Origin of the sequence: Clostridium perfringens, assembly GCF_016027375.1 — a bacterium.
Classification (GTDB): Bacteria; Bacillota; Clostridia; order Clostridiales; family Clostridiaceae; genus Sarcina; species Sarcina perfringens.
The window spans coordinates 89,121-112,556 of the sequence record NZ_CP065681.1; the positions used below are offsets into that span (position 1 = coordinate 89,121).

The window sequence follows — 23,436 nt, forward strand, 5'->3', positions numbered from 1 at the left end:
CCCTTTAAATTTAAAAATATTATGTTTACTCTACATAAAATTTATCACTTATTCCATTTTCTAAAACTTGCTTTGCATGACTCTTAGCTAACTCTAGTGAATGTAACTTTGCACTTCCACATTGTAATTCATTTGCTGCTGGTATCTCTTCTTGCTCTAAAACCTTAGATAGTGAATACTCTAAAGCCTCTATAATATCTTTAACATCAATATCTCCAAAACTAGTTAAATAAAAACCTGTTTTGCATCCCATTGGTGATATGTCTATTACATCATCTAATTTTTCTCTCATAAAACCTGCTAAAAAATGTTCTAATGTATGCATTCCCTTATCACTTAAAAGTTCTTTATTAGGTTGTACAAATCTCAAATCAAACTTTGAAACTATATCTCCTTTAGGTCCAATCTTTATTCCTGCTTTTCTTACATATGGTGCCTTAACCTTTGTATGATCCAATTCAAAACTTTCAACTTTAACCACTTAACACATCTCCTTCGAACTATTCTGTTTATATTTTTACTTATTTTATTAAACAATTTAAAATTCTATTTTCTTTAATATCTATTAAAAAAGATCTGTACTAAAATACCTATCTCCTCTATCTGGAAATATTGTTACTATATTGCCCTCCTCTATCTTCTCAGCTAATTTTAATACTGCTGCAAATGCCGCTCCTGAAGAGGAACCAACTATTAATCCTTCTTTTTTAGCTAATAATTTTACCGCATCAAAAGCTTCCTCATCATTTACTTTTATAACATCATCTACTAAGCTCATATCCATAGTTTCTGGAATAAAATTGTTTCCTATTCCTTCTATTTTATAAGTTCCACATTGTCCACCACCAATAATAGAACCTACTGGATCAGCTAATATTCCTTTTACTTCTGAAATATTTTCTTTTAAGAATTTTAATACACCAGAAATTGTTCCTCCGCTTCCTGCTCCAGCAACAAAATAATCAATTTGTCCATCTAATCCATCATATAATTCTCTACCAGTAGTCTCGTAATGAGCTAATGGATTTGCCTCATTTTTAAATTGATTTAATGATAATGAATTAGGAATCTCACTTAATAATGAATTTGCTAAATTTATAGCACCTTCCATCCCCTCTTCTTTAGGAGTATTTATTATTTCAGCACCTAAAGCTTTCATTATCTTTTGCTTCTCTATAGAAAATTTATTAGGAACTATAAATATTATTTTATAACCTTTATTAATAGCTGCCAAAGCTATTCCAATGCCTGTATTTCCAGCCGTAGCCTCTATAATAGTGCTTCCAGATTTAAGTTTTCCTTCTTTCTCAGCTTTTTCTACCATATATATTCCAACTCTATCTTTACAACTTCCCCCTGGACTAGTACCTTCTATTTTGGCATAAATATTTACTCCTTCTTTGGTACTTATATTATTTAGTTTTAATATTGGAGTATTTCCTATTAAATCTCTTATATCATTATAATATTTCATTTTTATCACCAGCCTTTCCTAAAGCTTGTTGTATATCTTCTAAAATATCCTCTTTATCTTCTATACCAACTGAAATTCTTATTAACCTATCTGTTATTCCTATACGTTCTCTAAGTTCTAATGGCATAGCTGCATGAGTCATAGAAGCTGGGTGACATGCCAAAGACTCCACTCCGCCTAAGCTTTCCCCAAAGGTTATAAGTTCTAAACTATTAAAGAACTTCTCATAATTATATTTCTTATTTAAAATAAAAGATATTATTCCACCAAAACCTGAAGCTTGTTTCTTTTGTATATCATGTCCAACATGAGTTTTAACTCCTGGATAATATACATTATCTATCCCCTCTAAATCACCTAACTTTTCAGCTATAAAATTAGCATTTAATTCATGTCTATCCATTCTTACTGATAAAGTTTTGATTCCTCTTATTAGTAAGAAGCTATCAAAAGGTTGAAGTATTCCACCAGTAGAGTTTTGTATAAAGTGTATTTTCTCTCCAAGCTCTTCATCTTTCACAACTACAAGCCCAGCAACTAAATCACTGTGCCCCCCAAGATATTTAGTTGCTGAATGAATAACTATATCTGCCCCAAGATTTAATGGATTTTGAAAATATGGAGTCATAAATGTGTTATCTACTATTGTTAATAAATTATACTTTTTAGCTTTATCTGATGCTATTTTTATATCTATAACATCTAACAGAGGGTTTGTAGGTGTTTCTATATAAATAGCTTTAACACTCTCGTCAATTTTTTCTTCAATATTTGTAAAGTCATCAATTATTTCATATCCTATACCAAAGTTAGAGAATATCTTATCAATTACTCTAAATGTTCCACCGTAAAGATTATTAGTAATTAATAATTTATCTCCACTTTTAAATAAACTTAATACTGCAGTGATTGCTGCAAGGCCTGATGCAAAGGCAAACCCTCTTTTTCCATATTCTATATCTGCAATTAACTTTTCTAATGATTCCCTAGTTGGGTTTCCTGTTCTTGAATATTCATATCCACTATTCTCCCCAAAAGATCTTTGCTTGTATGTGGATGTTTGATATATTGGAATATTTACTGCCCCAGTTTTTTCATCTATACTTATACCCCCATGTATTAATAAAGAATTCTTCTTCATAACTACATCTCCTTTTATTTATTGCTCTAAATAATATATTTAAATTAATTTTTTCACATACTACTATTTTTTAGCTATTGCCATAAAAATACCTGGTTCTATCACTTCCCCAAAGGATGATTCTCCACGAGCAACTAATCCTGTATTTTTTATACTTATATTCTTAAATCCCGCTTTTTCAAACCAATTTATTAATTGATCATAGTTAAACCCTAACCAAGTATCAAACATTTCCTCTCTAGCCCACTCTCCCTTGTGTTCTAACACATCAGTTATGACCACTTTGCCATTAGGCTTTAATACTCTATTCATTTCCTTAATAGCTTTATCAGGATTAGCTACATGGTGTAATGCCATATTCATAAAAATTAAATCTATGGAATCATCAAAGAGTGGAAGATTCTCAAGTTCTCCTTTTATGGGATAAATATTATTTATCTCATTTTCCTTGGCAGAACTATATAATTCTTTTAGCATGTTCTTAGATGAATCCAAAGAAAAAACTATATTAGCTTTCTTTGCAATACCAAGACTTATAAAACCTGTACCTGCTCCTAAATCAGCAATAACTTTATTACTAATATCTACAGACTTTATTGCCATTTCTCTTAATTCATCCTTAAAATAGTCTACTCTCATTTTATTCCATTCTTTAGCTATGGAATTAAAATATTTTACTGAATTCATTTTATTAGCCCCCTAATTAAAATCTAAATAAACTATATTTTTTAAATTGATTAATTTTCAAATAATGTAATAGGATATATTAGCATTAAAACAACTATATAAAGCAAATTTAAAATAAAAAAACCTCGTCTCTATAAAAATCTATAGAGACGAGGTAACTCGCGGTTCCACTCTAATTCAGATATAAAAGATATACCTGCACTCAAAATTTAGCACTAACATGCCTAATCACTATAACGGGTGATCCCGGAGAACCCTACTAAAAATTTCGGATTTCTGCTCCAAAGTGCACTTCACATTTCTTCTAAATAGAAAACTCTCACCATCATTTTCCTCTCTGTGATTTTCCAAAATGCTACTTTACTTTTTCAATGCATTTATATCCTAGTAATTCTATCTGAAAACTAGCAATTTTTATTAAATTTTAATATAATTCATATTAAAAATCAATACCTTTTTGAATTTATTTTTAAAAATTCATTAACTCTCTTAAAATAAAATCTCTTATGCATAGATTTTTTATTACTACACAATATAAAATCTATATTTAATACTTTCTATAATCACTCTTTAAACTAAGTTAACATAAATTATTAAAAATTGACTTTCTATACCAATATCTGTTACAATTTGTTTATTATTTTAATAAAAATTTTTATTTTTAGATATGGAATATTAATAAATAATTTGTATTAAATTAGTTCTTATAAACTTATATTAAAATTTAAAAGGAGGAAATAAGATGTGGAAAGAATTTAAAGAGTTTGCCATGAAAGGAAATGTAATAGACTTAGCTATTGGTGTTGTTATAGGTGGTGCTTTCGGAAAAATAGTAACTTCATTAGTAAATGATATTATAATGCCTGTAGTTGGTAGCTTAGTTGGAAAAGTTGACTTCTCTAACTTATACATAAACTTAAGTGGACAACAATTTAACTCATTACAAGAAGCTCAAGCTGCTGGTGCTGCTACTATAAATTACGGACTATTTTTAAATAACTTAATTAACTTCTTAATAATAGCATTTTCTATATTTATAGTTATAAAACAAATAAACAAGCTTAAAAACTTCACTAAGAAAAAAGAAGAAGTTAAAGTTGAAGCTACAGAAAAAGATTGTCCTTATTGCTGTACTAAAATAGACATAAAAGCTACTAGATGTCCTCATTGTACATCTGTTTTAGAAGAAGCTACTAATTAGTCTTCATAAAAATACATAAAACTTATTTTAAAGAAAATTTAAGGCTGTATCATCCCTCTTAAAACATAAAAATTATAAAAGTATTGTTTATAATTTCTATATTTGAGCTTTGATACAGCCTCTATTTATACTATTTTAACCATTGTTTTATTTATTTTGTAAATTCACTGTGTAATTTCCAGTACCTGAGTTTTCAAATTGGTAAACACATAAGTAATATTTACCTGGATTTAACTTACAAGTGTTACTTAATTTATTTCCATCTGCATTAGCGTAATCCACATAGTTACTTAAATCATCAGCTGAATATAATAACCAGTTCATTTTTATATTATCTAAGTTTTCAACTACTATGTTTAAGTCACTTGGATTTTGTATATCTATGCTATAAATATCCTTAAGATCATCATTGCTTAATGTTCCAACTATTTTGCTATTACTATCTACCTTCATAGCTTTATCAAAATCATTGTTATTTTCAACTTCTTTTATAGCATCCTTTTCTGTTTCTTTAACTTCATTTTTAAGGTTTCCTTTTACATTTACTGTGTAAGCTCCTGATTGATTATCATAAGTATATACACTTAAATAGTATCTTCCAGGCTCTAAAGTCTTTTCACCCTTTAATTCTGTTCCATCATTTCCAGCTGCATATAAAACATAATTGTTTAGGTCTCCCGCTTTATAAAGTGTCCAAGTTATTCCTACTGAATTTAAATTATTAAGAGTTATTTTAACATTGCCTTTTTTAGCTACGTCAAAATAATATTTATCTGAATAATCCTCTTCTGATAAAGTACCCTTAACTAACATATTAGATTTAGCTATTTGGTTAGCCTTTTCAAAATCATTGTTTGGCTCGCTTTCATTTATAACTTCAACAGGTTTATCTTCTACTACTTTTATCTTTTTACTTTCAGTATTTATTCCACCGTTATTATCTGTAACTGTTAATTTTACTTCATATTCTCCAGTTTTATTATACTTATGAGTGGCTTTAGCCTCATTAGATTTTTCTCCATCTCCAAAGTCCCATTCATAAGCTTTGATTTCACCATCTTCATCCTTTGACTCTGTTCCATCAAAGTTTATTTCTTCTTCAACTATTACTGAAGAATCAGATTTTATAACAGCCTTAGGCTCTTTATTAACATGAACATCAGTATTTGTATCTGTATTCATTCCATGGAATACAACATCATAAACATAGTTACCATTTTCATCTACTTTATGGTTTACAAAGTATGCAGTAACAGTTTTATAACCATTCCAGCTCTTTTTAGATAATTCTTTTAATATATCATTTAACTTAGAATTCATATCTTTCCAGTCATTTTCTTCCCCTTGGCTTCTTCCCCCTACATATGTTCCTCTCATATCATAAGTAGTAAAGAATTGAGACTTTTCAACATTACTAGAAAGATCCTTTATATTTGAAACTTCTTTTATATCCTTAGTTATTTCATTTATATCCTTAGCTTCATGTCCATTTACATATTCATCTGAAACTAAAGGAACATCTAAGTTATCAATATTGTTTAATAAAGAATCCATATAGTCTTGATATCTATCATTTAAACCGTAATCACTACTCATTGATGCAATATAATCTTTATAACCAGATACATCATTATTCTTTATGTAATTTGTCATCTTATTAAACATTCCCATGTTATTGTTGTACATGTAGTTTGATAGAGCAAATCCATAATTATAGAAATCCCATGAGCCATATTTAGCATGTAATACACCATATAAAGACATTCTATTATTTCTATCGTAAGCTAACCCTTGTGTAACTGATTTTCTTGGTTTTATTCCATCAGTTCTAGTTGAACCTGCAAAGAACTCTGCTGTTCCTTCTTCATACCAAGTTAAAACTCCCTCTTGATAGAATTCTCCTTGTCCCCACATTCCAGGAACTACATATCTACCTTGAAGATAGTGAGTAAATTCGTGACGGAATAATTCTTCTAATGTATATATACTTTCCTCTGGTGTTCTTTCATAAGTAAAGAAAGTTCCTATGTTTTCAATATATATACCACCATTATCAGTACTAAATCCATTTATTATACGATTTAACTTATACTCTTCTGGTGAGTTATAAATAACAACAGTTAAAATATCATCTGGATTCCCCTCTTCTAAAGCCTTATCATTTTGAACTACTCTCATGAATTGAGCCTTAACTTCCTTTGAAGCCCAGTATAATCTTTTTATCTTTTCTTCTGTTACTTTATCACCAGCTTTTACTACAAATTTGCCATCATCAAAAGTATATGTTTTTGGAAGATATTTTTCCCTTGCATCTGCTTTTATCTTATTGAAATCTATATCATTTCCTGATGAATTTTTGCCACCAAAATTTAAATCTAAATCATTGGCAGCTTCAATATATTGATATGATAAATAAGGATACTCTTTCATAGCTCTTTCTAAAGCTCTTTGAGATATTGATGGGTCTTCTCTAAACTTACCCATTCTACCTGTGTAATATAAGGCATTATTTACAAGCCAAGCATTATCATTATTTAACTTATCACCTATTGTACATAAACTTTCTAATCTTTCCATATATGGATCTATTCTATTATAGAACTCAGTGTTTTTAGCATCATATCCCTTAGTATTGTATATTACTGAATTAGTATAATAATCAATACCTTTCATAAGGTTGAATACTGCATTCCCCTTGCTATAGTTAGAACCATACTTATCTATATTATCTTTAAAATCACTTAAAACATATATGCAATTATTAATAACTTCTGGATCTGCTGAAGCATTACCTATAAGTCTTCCTAAGGCCTCAACAACTCCATCTTGCGCCTTTGTTCCTAATCTAAAATTACTATTATATTGAATCGCTTTCATAGCTGGTAAACACTCATTTTTTAACTGCGGTGTATTTAGGTATGATAATTGTTTATTATAAAATCCTAAATAATATCCAGCTCTTAAAAACTCAACTAAAGTTGGAATTCCCTTATCATCATCTGCTGTATAAGTTCTTCCACTATCCTCTAGACCATATATTATAGCTTGTACACGATCTCTATTACTAAAGAAAGTATATGAACCATCATTAAAATTAAATAAGTCTGGTACGTTTTCATAACTTATTGTTTTTATTAATTCAACTAGATCACTATAATTCATTCTGTTAAGTTCATCGAATGTATAAATCTTGTTGTTTCTTGCTCTTGATGGAGCAATACTAGGTCCTAATGGTCTATTATTGTCTGTAGCTACCTCATTATTTAATTCTGTTTTAGAAATCTGATCAGCATTAATCTCTCTAGTAATCTGTCCATTATTACTATTCTCTACCTTTTTATTAGCTGCAAATACTTTAAATGAGCTATTAAATAAAATAAATGCTGCTAAAGTAAAGGTAGCTGACCATCTTTCAACTAACTTCAGTTTTGTTAGCTCTCCCCTTTTTAAGTTTTTCTTCATGTTTAAATGCCTCCTCTATCTTAAATAATATTTATATAAATAAAACTTTGCTTATTTAAGCTTAAGTTTTCTTATATACATAATTTAAAATAACCTTACACATTTAAAAATCATTCACCATTTGTTATTAATTTAGTAACTTTTTTAATTATAACATAAAATTTGTAATTTTTTATATGTCATTTCTAAATAATCCTATTATTTTTTATTTTTTGTACTTATTTTTTTAATACATTAATAACTAAAATTAAATGTATTATTATTCCAGTTAATCACACAAAAAAATATTACGGTGATTCAATGTACTTTATTGGCAACTCAGTAAATTACACTCTTCACCGTAATATTAAAAAGGTATTTTTTAGGTAATTGTTTAAGACTTTTTATAAACTAAAATATCTTTGTATTTCTTACTACTGTTAAAGTGTAAAAAATATAAAATATTTTAGTCTATGGATTTTTTGTATAATGATTAATTATACAATGCAACATTTAAGCTATTAATATTTATTTTTAACTCTTTGTAGAGTTAATTGCTTTAATTAAACTCTTAGGGAGTCTAGTTCCTTGAATATTTGCTGAGTAGCATTAACACTTCTACATAAAACTAGAATATGATTTTTTTTAGCTACTGTTCCAGCTATTCTTCCATCACCAAGCCTGTCTATAAATTCTCCAATCAAACTAGCCATACCATCTAAAGTATTAACTGATATAAAATATTCTTGCATAGATATGCTTCTTACAGAACTCTTAAATATATTTTTAAACTTTTTTATAAACTTGTCTTCCTTTGTAACTATATATCTATGCTCATGATTTTCAAAACTTTTTCTAATTATATTCATCTCATGAAGATCTCTTGACAAAGTGGCTTGAGTTACATTTATTCCGCATTCTTTTAACTCAATTATTAATTCTTCTTGTTTACAGATACATTTGCTCTCTATTATATCTAATATTACTTCATGTCTTAAAGATTTCTCTAAATTACTCATAATATCTCCTTTGCTCCCTTTAACCCTGTATGTATGCTATATAAACAATGAAATTAATATATATGGGCAATTTTATTTAACTATTTTTGTTCCTGATTCTCCTCTTAAAGCAGCTTTAGCATTAGTTAAAGATGCAATTATAGCTACCTTTTTGTCTCCGCTTAGTACAAACTTCTTACAAGCTTCAACCTTTGGAAGCATACTTCCTGGTGCAAATTGACCTTCTTCTATATATTTATCTACTTCTTCTAAATTAATTTCTTTTAAAGCCTTTTGATCTGGCTTGTTGAAGTTTACACAAACTCTATCAACTGCTGTTAAGATTAATAATGCATCTGCATCTAATATTTCAGCTAATTTTTCAGCAGCAAAGTCCTTATCTATAACTGCTGGAACTCCTTCTAATCTATCCCCATCTTCTACTACAGGGATTCCACCGCCTCCGCAAGCGATTACAATAAAGCCACTATCTACCATAGTTTTTATAGCTTCTTTTTCTACTATATCTACTGGCTTTGGTGAAGCTACAACTCTTCTGTATCCTCTACCAGCATCTTCTTTCATAGTATATCCTTTATCTTTTTCTAACTTTTCTGCTTCCTCTTTTGTATAGAAAGAACCTATTGGTTTAGTTGGATTTTTAAAACCAGGATCATTTTTGTCAACGATTACTTGAGTTGTAATTGTATCTACTGATTTTTCAATTCCTCTTTTTAATAGTTCCTCTCTAATTGTGTTTTGAAGGTGATAACCGATATAACCTTCTGAAAAAGCACCAACTACATCAAATGGGAATAATGGATTTCCATTATCAACTTGATGAGCTAATTCAATACTAGCTAATATTTGTCCAACTTGAGGACCATTTCCATGAACTATTGATACCTCATGTCCATCTTCTATTAAATCAGCTACTGAAACAGCTGTTTGTCTACATGTTTCTAATTGACCTTCTGCACTTTTATCCTTTGAATCCTTTTGTAATGCGTTTCCGCCTAATGCTAAAACAATTTTCATAAGTCTTTTCCTCCTTCATCTTTCTAACTTTAATCTCTAAGTTTCCATTTTATTTTTAATCTAAATAGTTATTGTTCCGTTAAATAACATTACTATTGCTATAATTGCTATAACTAAAACAATTATTGCTAGTATTTTTTCTTTTCCTACAAATACTTCTGCATCTTTATTATTCTGTTTCTTACCAATGTAGAAGAATATAATTCCTACTGCATATAATATGAAACATAATAATAAATATTTAAGTCCTGCTGCATAGCATAGCCATATAGCGTAAACGGTTGCTATTCCACCAAAAATTTTATCTCTAGTTCTTCCTGTAGGATCTTTATCATAAGTTTCACCTGTTAGTGCTAACTTAAATCCATACATAGCACTTAAAAGATATGGTACTAATATAGCTGTACTAGCTACTGAATATAGAGCTTGATAAGTACTGCTTGCTACTAAAGTTAATATTAAAAATGCTTGTACTAATAAATTAGTTATTATTAATGAACCACTTGGTGTTCCCTTTTTATTTAATTTAGCAAAGACTTTAGGTAATACCCCATCCTTCGCTGCTACATAAGGAATTTCTGCTGCAAGTAATGCCCATCCAAGAAGTGATCCAAATAATGAAATTATCAATCCTAAATTTATAAGAACTGCTCCCCATTTACCAACTGCAAATTCAAGAACATATGCCATTGATGGGTTTTCAAGACCTGAAAGTTTAACTCTGTCCATAACTCCAAGTGCCATTAATGTTATTAACATATATATTATTAATGTTCCTATAAGACCAAGTACTGTTGCCTTACCTACATCGCTTTGTTTCTTAGCTCTTCCTGAAACAACTACAGCTCCCTCAATTCCTATGAAGCACCATAATGTTACTAGCATAGTACTCTTTACCTGTGTTACAATTCCGCCTAAATCACTTGTACCCCAAAATTGGAAAGTAAATTTATCAAAATTAAACATAAATAATGAGATAACTATAAATAAGAATATTGGAACCAACTTAGCTATAGTAGTTATAAGATTTATAAGTGCTGCTCCACTTACCCCATTTAATATTAGTAATGTAAATGCCCAAAGTAATACTGATGCACCAATAATAGATGCTACGTTATTTCCTGCACCAAACATAGGTAGGAAATAACCTACTGCTCCAAATAGAAGTACTGAATAAGATACATTTCCTATCCATGCACTTAACCAATATCCCCAAGCTGAATTAAATCCTATGTATTCTCCAAATCCTGCTTTCGCATAGCTATAAACACCACCTGTTAATTCAGGCTTTCTGTTAGCTAAAGATTGATAAACAAATGCTAAAGCTATCATACCAATACCTGTTATAATCCATCCTATTATAACTGCTCCAGTACCAGCTCCCCTTGCCATATCTGATGGAAGGTTGAAAGCTCCGCCACCAATCATAGAACCAACTATTAAGGCTGCTAATTGAGCAAATCCTAATTTTTTTGGTTCATTATGTTGCTCTGCCATATAACTTCACCCACTTTCATATTATTAAAAACAGGGCAGCATTTATAATACAATGAAAGGAAAATTCAGTTATTAAAATTAAATAATTTAAATGCTAATTATTCCTTAGATGATATTATAAATACGGCCCCTTAAGAAAATTTATTATCTTCCAGCAGTTGCTACCATTACTGCTTTGATTGTATGCATTCTGTTTTCAGCTTCATCAAATACAACTGAATTTTTACTTCTAAATACTTCATCTTCAACTTCTCTTATATCAAGACCTAATCTATCCATCATATCTTTACATACTTCTGTATCTTCATCATGGAATGATGGTAGGCAGTGCATGAATAAAGTATTCTTATTTCCTGTTTTATTCATCATTTCTCTAGTAACTTTGTATGGAGTTAATAATTTAACTCTTTCTGGATATAAGCTTTCATCTTCACCCATTGATACCCAGATATCAGTGTAGATAACATCTGCACCCTTAACTGCTTCATCAACATTTGAACTAAATTCTATAGTTGCACCAGTTTCTTTTGAGTATTCTTGCATTTCTTTAAGAATATCTTCATCTGGTTTTAAGCTATCTGGTCCAAGAGCTACAAAGTGCATTCCCATTTTAGCTGCACCATACATTAATGCATAACTCATGTTATTTCTTGTATCACCAGTAAATACTAATTTGATTTCACTTAATGGTTTATGTGCATGTTCTTCTATTGTTAAGAAGTCTGCTAATATTTGAGTTGGATGGTCAGCGTCAGTTAATCCATTCCATACTGGAACACCTGCATGTTTAGCTAATTCTTCAACAGTTGATTGTTTGAATCCTCTAAATTCAATACCATCATACATTCTTCCAAGAACCTTAGCAGTATCTTCTATTGATTCTTTTTTACCCATTTGTGAGTTAGTTAAGAATGTTACATGAGCACCTTCTTCAGCAGCTCCACATTCAAAAGCACATCTTGTTCTAGTTGAAGTTTTTTCAAATAGTAAAACTACATTTTTACCTTTTAAGCTATCTCCTAATATTCCAGCTCTCTTTTTAGCCTTTAAATCATGAGAAAGATCTAATAAATATCTTATTTCTGCTGGTGTAAAGTCTTTTAATGTTAAAAAGCTTCTTCCTTTTAAGTTAACTGCCATTTTGAATTCCTCCTAATATTAAATATTCTTATATACATTCTTTTGTAGGTATGAGAATATTAACTTTTTTTAAATTTCTAATAGTAAATTACTAGTTAAATGTTATTTTATAAATCTTCTCTTATTAGAGGCATTGACATACATCTAGGGCCCCCTCTACCTCTTGATAATTCAGATGAAGGTATAACGTGTAATTTTATTCCTTCTTTTTCTAATATTTCATTAGTTACATAGTTTCTTGAGTAAACTACAACTTCTCCAGGAGCAATAGCAAGTGTATTTGAACCATCATTCCATTGTTCTCTAGCAGCTATTATTTCATCTCCGCCACCACATTTTATTAATTTAATATCTCTATCTAGATATTTCTTTAATATATTTTCTAAAGTATCAACTTCTTCTGTTACAAGTAGTTGTCCATCATTTTCTGGATCTTTAGTTAATGCATAAACTTCTAAAGGTCCTACTATACCAGGGTGAACTGTAAATTTATCATAATCTACTTGAGTAAATACTGTATCTAAATGCATAAATGCTCTTGATACTGGTATTTTAAATGCTAATACAGTTTTAAAACTTGTATCTGGATAGTAAAGTAACTTTTTAGCTAATTTTTCAACTGATGCTGAATCAGTTCTTTGTGATATACCAACTGCTAAAATTTCTTTTGAAAGTATTAATTCATCTCCACCTTCAAGAGAAGTTTTATCATTTCTATTAAACCAGAATGGAATATCCTTTCCTTCAAATCTTGGATGATGTCTAAATATGTATTTAGCAAATATTGTTTCTCTATTTCTTGTATCTGTTCTCATGTGGTTTAATGTAATACCATGTCCAATTGTTGCAAATGGATCTCTTGTAAAATAAAGATTTGGCATTGGATCACATACAAATGGATATACATTATTTACTTGGTCATATAATGATTCTCTGTGGTAATCCTTAAGTTCTTCCTTTCTTACCCCAGCCATCATCTTATCAACCATTGCTTTATTATTACTAAATGAGTTGAAGTATTCTATTAATGCTTCTTTTAATCTTTCACTTTCAACTCCAGCCTCATCAATAAATTCACTTATAAATTGTTGTTTAACCTCATCACTAGTTTCTATTGCCTCAGCAGCAAGAACTTCTAAATAAAGCACTTCTACTCCTGCTTCTCTTAAAGTTTGTGCAAAAGCGTCATGTTCTTCTCTTGCAACTTTTAAGTATGGAATGTCATCAAATAGTAGTCTATCTAATAGATCTGGTGTTAAGTTTTCAATTTCTTCTCCAGGTCTATGTAATAGAACTGTTTTTAATCTTCCTATTTCAGAAGTAACATTTAATGCTCTGTCATCTCTCATAATATACCCTTCCTCCTTTTAACTTTTATAACTTTGTAGGTCCTTGTCCGTCCCACACCTATGTTATACACCCTCAACAAAACGATTACAAACCATAAAATGGGAATTATTGTATATAACTTTTTATTTTTATTCAGAAAAAATACTATTTAATAAACCGGTTAATCAAGCAAATTTTGTAAAACCCATATATTGCAATTAATACTAATAATCAATTTTTATTGAATATATGATGTATATTTGATGAATAATATTTTTAAAAAATTTTAATATTAAGCCCTTTTTATACTAAATTCACCCTTAAATTTAATATAAATATTTCAAATTCTTCTTACTTTTTCTATAAATTCTTATCTTAATAAATAATAAAAGTTATAATTTTTTAGTTTAATCTCTTCTTAAAAAAACTATTGATAAAATAAAGACAGGTAAGTTTTCACTTACCTGTCTCATATAAAAAATTCAATTTTGACTAAAAGTATTCAGCATTACTTTTTTCTTATTAATCTATTAAACTAACTATAAATCTTATTTATACGTTAATATCTATTTTATTTTCTTCTAACTATTCTAACTCCATAAGGTTCTATTTCCATTTCCTTAGTTACCTTTTCACCAGTTACCATATCTGTTAAATCAAGATCTTTAATGTCTATTGTTTTTTCCTCTGATGAGAAGTTCATAAAGAATACAAACTCATTCTTTTCATCCATACGAACTTGAGCATTAATTCCCTTTGGTAAGTCAATTTCTATAGCTCTCTTTAAAGTTAACTTCTTAGCTAAGCTTGAGTAGAAATCTGATAAGAACTCATCATTATTTCTAAATGCTATATAGTAAGCTTGTCCCTCTCCAAAGTTGTTACAAGTTAAAGCTGGCATTCCTTTGTAGAAATCTGTTTTGTATGTTGCAAGAACTTCAGCTCCTTCTGAGTGAATTAAGTCACAGAATATTCTAGCTTCATATTCACCTTTCATTCCTAAGCTATTTCCCTCTTCAATAGAAACATAGTTTACATCTTCATCATAAAGTGCATCTAGCTCTTCAGCCCAGATTCCTGTAACTTTCTTTAATGGGCCAGGGAATCCTCCTAAGAAGCAAAGATCATTCTCATCAACAATACCACTCCAGTAAGTTGTTACTAAAGTTCCTCCATTATTTACGAATTCCTCTAATCTTTCTCCAACACCTGGTCTTACCATATAAAGCATTGGTGCTACAACCACCTTATATTTTGAGAAATCACAATCCATGTTTATAACATCTGTTGGAATTGACATATCCCAGAAAGCTTTATAGTGCTTTTGACAAGTTTCAAAGTAATCCTTTTGCTCTATTCTAGGACCTTGAGCATCATTTATTGCCCAATAATTTTCCCAATCGTAAATAACAGCTACTTGTGGCTCTACAGAAGTTCCTATTACGTCATCAAGTTTTGATAGAATTTCTCCAACCTTAGTTACATCTCTAAATACTCTTGTATTTTCATGTCCACAGTGATCAACAACAGCTCCATGGAACTTTTCTGATGATCCTCTACTCTTTCTCCATTGGAAATATTGAACTGTATCTGAACCATGTGCTACAGCTTGAAGAGAAGATAAAACGTGCATTCCTGGACGTCTAAGTTTTGCAACTGGTTGCCAGTTTGTTGAACTTGGTGAACTTTCCATCATCATAAATGGCTTACCATTTAAAATAGCTCTATTTAAGTCATGAACAAATCCAATTCTACTACCTTCATGGTCATCTGTTCTTTCACCATGCCAGTAAGGATAGTTATCCCATGATACAACATCTAAGTAAGGAGCAAATTTCCAGTAATCTATTCCTCTGAATAATGAAATATAATCATGGAAGTTAGTAGTTACAGGGATATCTGGTGTGATTTCCTTTAATATGCTTCTTTCATGCTTGTAGTAATCTAAAGTTTGGTGAGTAACAAATCTCATCCAATCTAAGTTTAATCCATGAAGAGCTGGTTCTCCATGAGGAGCTGGTGCTTCTATTTCATCAAAGGAAGCATATGTATGGCTCCAGAACTTAGTCCACCAAGCTTTATTTAATTTATTTATATCATTATCATATTTCTCTCTTAAGAAATCTCTAAAAGCTTCTTCACATAAAGGACAGTAACATTGACCTTCAAACTCATTTGAAATATGCCATAAGATTAAAGCTGGGTGATCTTTATATCTTTCAGCTAATAATCTGTCTATTATAGCAATTTTTTCTCTATATATAGGAGATGTATAGCAATGGTTATGACGCTCTCCATATAAGTTTCTTACTCTGTTTGGAGCAACTCTTAAAGTTTCTGGATACTTATGAGCCATCCATATTGGTTTAGCTCCACTTGGTGTAGCAAGTATTACATAGTTTCCATTCTTGTGCATTAAATCCATGATTTCATCTAACCATTCAAAGTTAAACTTACCTTCCTCTGGCTCTAACATTGTCCATGAGAATATGCCTACAGCTACAACATTTGTATGAGAAAGCTTCATTAATCTAACATCTTCTCCCCATATGTTAGGCATATCAATCCATTGCTCTGGGTTGTAATCTGCTCCATGAAGCATTTTTGTTACTTTAGAACTTATTGGTCCATAATTTTTCAAAATAATCCCTCCATCTTACCAAGTTAATCATTTTTTCTCTTATTAATCTATAAAGTAAATTGTGTATTTCTAAATAAATTTATAGTTATAGGAATAAGCTATATTTTTATAGCTTATTCCTTAATTGATGTCTTTTATAATTTTGTCATTACTTTAATTAAGCTATTTCTGAAATCTCTTCTTGATCCCATTCATTAGCTACAGCTTTTCCAACTTTCTTTTCATATTTTCTCCAGCAGATTTCAGCAAAACCTAAGAAGAATATTAATCCTAATACATTGTATAAAAGTACGAATACAGGATTTGTTGCTCCTTCTGCTAATGTTCCATTAAAGTAAGCTGCAAAGTCTTGAGGAGCTGGAATTGAAGATATTACAAATACGAATACGAATAAAGCAAGTAATAATACTCCAATTGCTATTCCAAAGTTTTTAGATCCAACTTTAAATGATCTTTCCATATCGTCTTTCTTAGCTCTTAATACAATGTATCCAACTAAGAAGAATAATACTGGAATTAATGAAGTTGAAGCAGTCATGTTTATTAACATTTCAAGTAAGCTATCAACTGAACCTATTCCTAAAGCTGGTACTAATAGTAATACTGTTACTATTACAGCTTGTACATATAAAGCATTTACAGGAGTTCCTTTTTTATCTGTTTTAGCAATCCATTTACCAAAGATTCCTTCAGGAATTTCAGAGAATAATACTTTAACAGGTGCTGCAGTCCATAAAACTAATGAACCTAAAGAAGCAAGCATCATTATGAATCCAACTATGTTAGTTATTATGTTACCTACTCCATAGTTTGCACCTAATATTGCAAAGGCATCAAATAAACCATTTGAGAAATTACCTTGTAATACTTCTGAAGGTACAACTAAACCTACTGAAACAGCTCCAAGTGCATATAAACCACCAACTATAGCAGTTGAAATTACCATTGTTCTTATGAATGTTTTATTTCCACCCTTTACGTCTTTAATATATACACCTATACTTTCAGCACCACCTACTGCTTGTAAAATCCAAGCTAAAACCATGAAATATGACCAGTTAAACTTAGGCATAATAGTTTCTGCTGTGAATTCTTGAGCTGGAGCTTTTCCTAAGAATAAAATAACTCCGAAAGATAATACTATGAATCCTAAACCTAAAATTATTCTAGCTACACCAGATATACTTGTTATTTTTGAAATCCAAGATACACCCTTAGTAGAAATTATAGTTACTGCCCAGAATAATACTATTGATATAACAGAAATTAATACTGTTTTTCCATCAAATACGTTTCTACCAACAAAGGTATAAGATGCATAAATTAATATTTTAGGTAATAGTGAAGTAAAGAAGAACAAGTTAACAAAGAAATAAGACCATGATCCTAAGAAAGCCCATCTTGCCCCTAAAGATTTCTTTATCCAACTATTTATACCTGATTCAGAATCTGAACTAGCTGAAGCAAACTCACCAATCATCAAAGCAAATGGTAAAAAGTAAAATACTGTACCAAATATGTATGATGGTATTGTAGCTAGTCCAATATTTACACTACTATCAATTATGTTTCCGAATGAAAATACCGCCGTAAATGTCATAAGCATTAAAGCCCCTGAACTAAGCGACCTTTTTCTCTCACTCATCTTAAAAATCCCCCTCATATTTCATATTTTAAGTATAAAGTTTCCTTAGGAAACGTTTTCTGACATTATAATATCATTTTTTGTGGAAATGTTAATGTACAAAATTTGAATATTTAGTAAAAAAACTATAATTTTACTAAATTATTTTACTAAATCATCCTTAGTTAAAATATTTTTAACATTAAGTATTATGCATAATATTTATAAAAAGCTCTCTTTATTGATATATTGCATAAAAACATTGTTATTTTTTAATATTTTATCATTATTTTCTAAATAAATTAACTTATTAATAATTAGATGAAAAACCTCTTTTATTTCTTTAAGTTTTTTAGTTAAAATTTACTCTTTATTATTTATTAGGGGTTAAACTTGATTTTCTGTGAATTATATTGAAATTTAGTTTTTTATTTATTATTATCCTTAATAATTTATTATAATTTATATTTTTTTGATTTTATTGGAAAATAATTTTGAAGAAACTTTATAATTAATTGTTTTTGAAGAGTTTATGTAGAAGTATAGCCCATTAAACGATTACTAAAATTTTTACTTATTAAGTATTTGCTATAACTAAAGAAGAAAATTCTTTAAAAAGTATTTTTCTACATTTAATTTTAGAAATTATTAGTAAGCTAAAATAAGTTAAAATTAAATTTTTAGAATAGAATTATATAAAAAGATATGTATTAACTTTAATTAGCTTTTATTTACTTTAATTAAAATAACTTTGTAATTTAAAATAAAAAAATAGAGCTATAATTTCCTTAATGAATCATAACTCTATCTTCTTTAAATTGTATCCCCTTACCCCATCCTCGCTTATTATTAATAGTCATATGGTTGTAAATTGTAATTCTTAAATAGTACCCATGTAACTTGTTTGAGCATAAATTATAAAATAAGTATCTGCTCCTAGATACATGTATAATCACCTTTTTCCCCAGGTTAGGATTTATGACCTCCTTAATAAAAGCTACCAACATTTAAACATCTATTTAATTAATCTATTATCTAGTTTAAACTAGGAATAATTAACTTTATAATTTAGATACTTTTATTCCATTAAATCTATTGTCCAGTTTAAACCTTGTAACTTAGTGTCTAGTTCTCTATATTCCTTAGAATATTTATTTATCTCTCTCTGTAATTGATCTACCTTCATTGCAGAAAATATTTTTATTTCAGTTTGAGAGTATCTATTTACTTTTACTGTAGCTTCTTCAGCTATTTCTTTTAATATGCTTATCTTCTTTCCAAGCATATCTCTTTTTACAATCAAATCAGAAATACTTTCATTATTACTAGTTATGTAATTACTATTAGTTTTATTAATCTTTAGAATTAACCCCTCTAATTCACTTACTTTTAACAGTATCTCATCATATAGTGTATATGGGTTCTCAGAGGGTTTCTCACCTTCTTGAACTAGTAAGTTTTGATTTATTCTATTTTTTAAACTCATTAATTCTTTTTGTAAATCTGCTCTTAAAATCAATGCCTCAGCTAATTTCATTTTAATTCCTCCAATAAAAATTTTATTAAACTCGGCTTCATAAACACTTTTTTAATTCATATGAATCTAATACATGTAAACCAAATTTATTGTATAGTGATGTCCAAAACAAATCTAATATTTACTTTATTATAACTCTAAAATATGAAATAAAAAACTGATTTTAGCCTAGCTAAAATCAGTTTTTTACTTTAGTTTAATTGTAAGTAATACTAGATCCAGGGTATAAAGTAGTTCCCCATATTGAAACATTTATATTATTTGTTAATGGAACATCATATTCACTTATAACATCTCTCCACCATTCCCAAGCAAGACCTGTACACTCTCTTGCCTTTATTCTTATATTTCTTGCATTGGCTTCAAGAGGTATTACTGTTGAATAGTGAGCTGTTTTATCTTGATAATTTCCATCCCATGTTTTATGAGTTAAAACTTCATTTCCTTCTTTATCATATGAAACTTCATCCCAGGCTACTTCAAACTGTGCAACATAGGCTCCACTATGATCTAAGTTTATTTTTCCCTTAGAATATTCTGTAGAAGTTGTTTCTATATAATCTGTTTTATTGTGAACAGCAGCAACTGAGTTATCTTTTAAGAAAACACTAGTATAAGATATTGGATATGCTGGGTTTTTTGTGCTAAAAGTTGCATTGTCTTTAATTACTTTTCTTATTTCATCAAAGTCCTTAGTTACAACTTTGTTATGTTCTTGTGCATCTCCTCCTAAAACTACTGCTGTGAAGGAACTATTTTCATAAATATCTTTATATTGTTGACTATTTTTTATATCAGTGTTCTTTATAAGAGCTTTGAAAGCAGCTTGTACATCTTTACTACTAGAAGTAGTTTCTAACTTAACATATATTGTTCTTCCATAAGCTACATTTGAAACCATAAGTGGAGGTGCTTCATTACTTACTCCCTTTTGTTTTAAATCATTAAATGTAACACTGTCATCAAAAAGATCTGATGGATTCTTAGGTAAGTCTGCACTTACTGTATAGAATATTTGTTTATATGCTAAAATCATAACTTTTTTCTCATTGTTTGCTACTGCATTAAAGTCTACTCCAAGTGAGTTTTCAAGGACTTTAGCATTAACATTAAGGGCACTTGATATTTGTGATTTACTATAAACCATAGATTCTGAATATTGAGTTCTTGCTGGTAAAGTATGTGTAGATGAATACTTGTCATTCCACTTAGATACTAATTCATCAATTGCTCCAGAAACTTTTCCATAGGTTGGATCATCAACCTTTATGCTATTTTCACCCTTTAATCCTGGTAAATCTATATTAATGTTAATAGGCTTTCTTTTTACCATTAAGATTGTAGGTCTATTTTCCACAAATGCTTTATCTGCAAGTTGTAATGCTCCTGGATATGTACGGTCATTTACAGAATCAATTATTGATATATCTACTGGTGATGTTGTAAGGGATCTTTTTTGACGTTCTACAACTATAAATTTATTACCAGTCTTTTTACCTTCCTTTGGAACAAAACTTTCAATTTTATCTCCATTACTAGCTAAAACTTCATTTCTATTGTAACTTAAGCTTGATATTCCAGAATCAATACTTTGATTTTTATCTGTTATATCCTTTGAGAAACTAATTACTGGTTGAGAAAACAGACATAAAGCCATTGCAATACTTGCTATTAATTTTGTTTTCTTAAATCTTATCATAATATAAATCCCCCTTTTTTTTTATTTTTCCCCTAATTTATTAAGCTCATAAATCCTAAAAACTTTATACTGCTTTTAAGTTTTAAAAACTTAATAGGGTTTAAAAGACTTATTATTTTGAACTCCAAGTAAACATTTTCATTTAACTTTTTAGTAAATCTTAAGAGTTAAGATTATCTTAAGAACATTATTTTTTGAGTAAACATAGCTTAAATAAACTCTAATTTTTTCTTTTCCCTAAACTCTCTCTAAAGTTAAAATCAAGTTCAGAAAATATTCACTTAATATTCATTTGTAATAAGTACCCTTAATATATCAGAGGAAATAAGCTCATTCAATACTTTGTGCAGAACTGGGCTTTAATCGTGAATAACTGGGATTCCAATTATAACATGAGTTCCATTTATGGAATTTGAATCCACTAAAATTTTTTCTATTAATTAAAAAAAACTTCAAATTTTTTTGTTATTTTTATTAATAAGAAAGATTTTAAATTTTATTTTTTTACTAAGTTTATAAATTTTAAATTAAAAAAGGGGTGCACCAAAATATATAAAGTTATTTTGATACATCCCTAATATTATATTTTTAATTATTCTACCTCTAAATCATTTCCACGTATCTCATCTACTGTATGTATTTTGTAGTTTTTAAATAATAAATACCCTAGGTATCCACTACCTGCACTTACAACTACACAAGCTAGAGAAGCCATTAATACCTTAAATGCTGGGTTATATGCAAACATTACAGCAAAACCAGCAATAGGGGTAGCTGTCCCTGGAGACATATTAGTAAGTCCCATTAAAACTATTATAATCCCACATAAAGCGCCACCAATAAAATTAGTTACATAAATAGGAATAGGGTTAGCTGTTATTATATCCGCCTGCGTTAATGGCTCTATGGCAACTGATATTGTATCTTTTTTGCTTCCAAACTTCATTTTTTGGAATAAAACAAAATTTAAGAAAGATGAACCAAAAACTGATAATGCTCCTATTGCCATTGGTGCTCCTGTTAGTCCAAGCATAGCTGTTAAAGCCATTGAACTTAAAGGTGCCGTAGCAACTACAGTTATAATTCCTCCAAGTATTATTCCCATTGTTATTGGATTAGAGTTTGCTGAAGCTATTAAAACCTGTCCTATTTTTAATAAAGTAGAATCAACTACTGGTGCTGTAAAATCACCTATTATTCTTGTAAGAGGCGTAGCCACAACTATTATTACAATTAAATCTAAACCACTTGGTAATTTTTCTTCTAAGAATTTAACCACAAATGACATTAAATAACCTGCTATAAATCCTGGTAATATTCCTAATCCTGAACATGATAGTCCTATTAAAACTGAATAAACTGGTGAAACTCCTAAAGCTAAAGGTACAAGAATTGCTGCTGCAACTCCTCCTAAGCTTCCATTAGCATCTCCAACCTTCTTTAAAAACTCTATATTTAGAACATTTCCAAAGAATGATGAGTGAAATGCCTCAACTAAAAAGCTTGCACAAGCTGCCCCTGCCAATGCTCCCATAGCCTTCATTCCATGTGGTGCCTTATAACTAAATAAGGTAAACAATCCTAAAACTATTAATAAAAGTCCTGCCCCAATTAAAACTTGCATAAATTTTCCTCCTTAGTTTTTAAAAAAACTTTTCCTTTAAACGTTTACTGATTGATTTATAATAAAATTTATTATTACCTATTAAATTTTTAAACTTACCCTAATTATTTGCTTTTCATATATAACAATATTAATTTATAAATATTCTTTAAAAGTTTATGTATAAATTATTAAAGTTATTTTATATTTTATACTAATTTTCAAAAAAATCAAACATTTTTTAATAAAAAACAAAAAAAACTGATTTTTACATAAATAAAAACCAGTTTTTTTCAGTTTTAATTTGTAATTAATACCTGATTTAAAATACTTTCTAAGCACTTCATATTAAGCTAATTTTAAATCTTACCCAGTATTCCCTTACG

The 23,436-nt window shown here is 29.2% G+C and carries 16 protein-coding genes and 1 other annotated feature; of the genes, 1 reads left to right on the top strand and 15 read right to left on the bottom strand.

Going from position 1 to position 23,436, the window contains the following annotated elements; translation table 11 throughout:
- Positions 1-25 precede the first annotated feature (25 nt).
- The 4 genes from I6G60_RS00665 to I6G60_RS00680 form a co-directional block, all read right to left on the bottom strand.
- Positions 26-481 (bottom strand): S-ribosylhomocysteine lyase, encoded by a 456-nt coding sequence (locus I6G60_RS00665; protein WP_003452649.1) that lies wholly within the window; start codon positions 479-481, stop codon positions 26-28.
- Positions 482-565: 84 nt separating this feature from the next.
- Positions 566-1,474 (bottom strand): PLP-dependent cysteine synthase family protein, encoded by a 909-nt coding sequence (locus tag I6G60_RS00670; RefSeq protein WP_003467727.1) that lies wholly within the window; start codon positions 1,472-1,474, stop codon positions 566-568.
- Positions 1,461-2,615, bottom strand: a complete 1,155-nt coding sequence (locus I6G60_RS00675; protein ID WP_197925520.1) for a trans-sulfuration enzyme family protein — start codon at positions 2,613-2,615, stop codon at positions 1,461-1,463. Before I6G60_RS00675 ends, I6G60_RS00670 begins: the two co-directional genes overlap by 14 nt.
- A gap of 63 nt (positions 2,616-2,678) precedes the next feature.
- Positions 2,679-3,302 carry a class I SAM-dependent methyltransferase gene (locus tag I6G60_RS00680; protein ID WP_003452591.1) on the bottom strand — a complete coding sequence of 208 codons (624 nt, stop codon included), beginning with the start codon at positions 3,300-3,302 and terminating at the stop codon, positions 2,679-2,681.
- A 142-nt stretch (positions 3,303-3,444) separates the two neighbouring features.
- Positions 3,445-3,683: a binding site (T-box leader), on the bottom strand.
- Positions 3,684-4,044: 361 nt separating this feature from the next.
- Here I6G60_RS00680 and mscL point away from each other — a divergent pair.
- A complete protein-coding gene (mscL, locus tag I6G60_RS00685) occupies positions 4,045-4,503 on the top strand; it encodes a large conductance mechanosensitive channel protein MscL (protein WP_003457581.1) in 459 nt (152 codons plus the stop codon).
- 147 nt (positions 4,504-4,650) lie between these two features.
- Here mscL and colA read toward each other — a convergent pair whose 3' ends face one another.
- From colA to I6G60_RS00740, 11 genes are all read right to left on the bottom strand, one after another.
- Complete coding sequence (colA, locus tag I6G60_RS00690) at positions 4,651-7,965, bottom strand: collagenase ColA (RefSeq protein ID WP_197925522.1); 3,315 nt, start codon at positions 7,963-7,965, stop codon at positions 4,651-4,653.
- A gap of 542 nt (positions 7,966-8,507) precedes the next feature.
- Positions 8,508-8,963, bottom strand: coding sequence for an arginine repressor (locus I6G60_RS00695; protein ID WP_003457490.1), 456 nt, complete (start codon positions 8,961-8,963; stop codon positions 8,508-8,510).
- Between the two features lie 72 nt (positions 8,964-9,035).
- Complete coding sequence (gene arcC, locus I6G60_RS00700) at positions 9,036-9,980, bottom strand: carbamate kinase (protein WP_003457589.1); 945 nt, start codon at positions 9,978-9,980, stop codon at positions 9,036-9,038.
- A 60-nt stretch (positions 9,981-10,040) separates the two neighbouring features.
- Complete coding sequence (gene arcD, locus I6G60_RS00705; protein WP_003457492.1) at positions 10,041-11,477, bottom strand: arginine-ornithine antiporter; 1,437 nt, start codon at positions 11,475-11,477, stop codon at positions 10,041-10,043.
- Positions 11,478-11,621: 144 nt separating this feature from the next.
- Positions 11,622-12,617, bottom strand: a complete 996-nt coding sequence (gene argF, locus I6G60_RS00710; RefSeq protein WP_003462779.1) for an ornithine carbamoyltransferase — start codon at positions 12,615-12,617, stop codon at positions 11,622-11,624.
- A 107-nt stretch (positions 12,618-12,724) separates the two neighbouring features.
- Complete coding sequence (gene arcA / locus I6G60_RS00715) at positions 12,725-13,966, bottom strand: arginine deiminase (protein ID WP_110077542.1); 1,242 nt, start codon at positions 13,964-13,966, stop codon at positions 12,725-12,727.
- Positions 13,967-14,517: 551 nt separating this feature from the next.
- Positions 14,518-16,587: a beta-galactosidase gene (locus I6G60_RS00720; RefSeq protein WP_003457456.1), complete on the bottom strand. Its 2,070-nt coding sequence runs from the start codon at positions 16,585-16,587 to the stop codon at positions 14,518-14,520.
- 157 nt (positions 16,588-16,744) lie between these two features.
- On the bottom strand, positions 16,745-18,232 hold the full coding sequence (locus I6G60_RS00725; RefSeq protein ID WP_096071748.1) for an amino acid permease: 1,488 nt from the start codon (positions 18,230-18,232) through the stop codon (positions 16,745-16,747).
- A 1,057-nt stretch (positions 18,233-19,289) separates the two neighbouring features.
- Positions 19,290-19,748, bottom strand: coding sequence for a DIP1984 family protein (locus I6G60_RS00730; protein ID WP_003452597.1), 459 nt, complete (start codon positions 19,746-19,748; stop codon positions 19,290-19,292).
- A 196-nt stretch (positions 19,749-19,944) separates the two neighbouring features.
- Positions 19,945-21,447, bottom strand: a complete 1,503-nt coding sequence (pfoA, locus tag I6G60_RS00735) for a cholesterol-dependent cytolysin perfringolysin O (RefSeq protein ID WP_003479450.1) — start codon at positions 21,445-21,447, stop codon at positions 19,945-19,947.
- 592 nt (positions 21,448-22,039) lie between these two features.
- A complete protein-coding gene (locus I6G60_RS00740; protein WP_003471996.1) occupies positions 22,040-23,071 on the bottom strand; it encodes a PTS sugar transporter subunit IIC in 1,032 nt (343 codons plus the stop codon).
- Between the last annotated feature and the right edge of the window lie 365 nt (positions 23,072-23,436).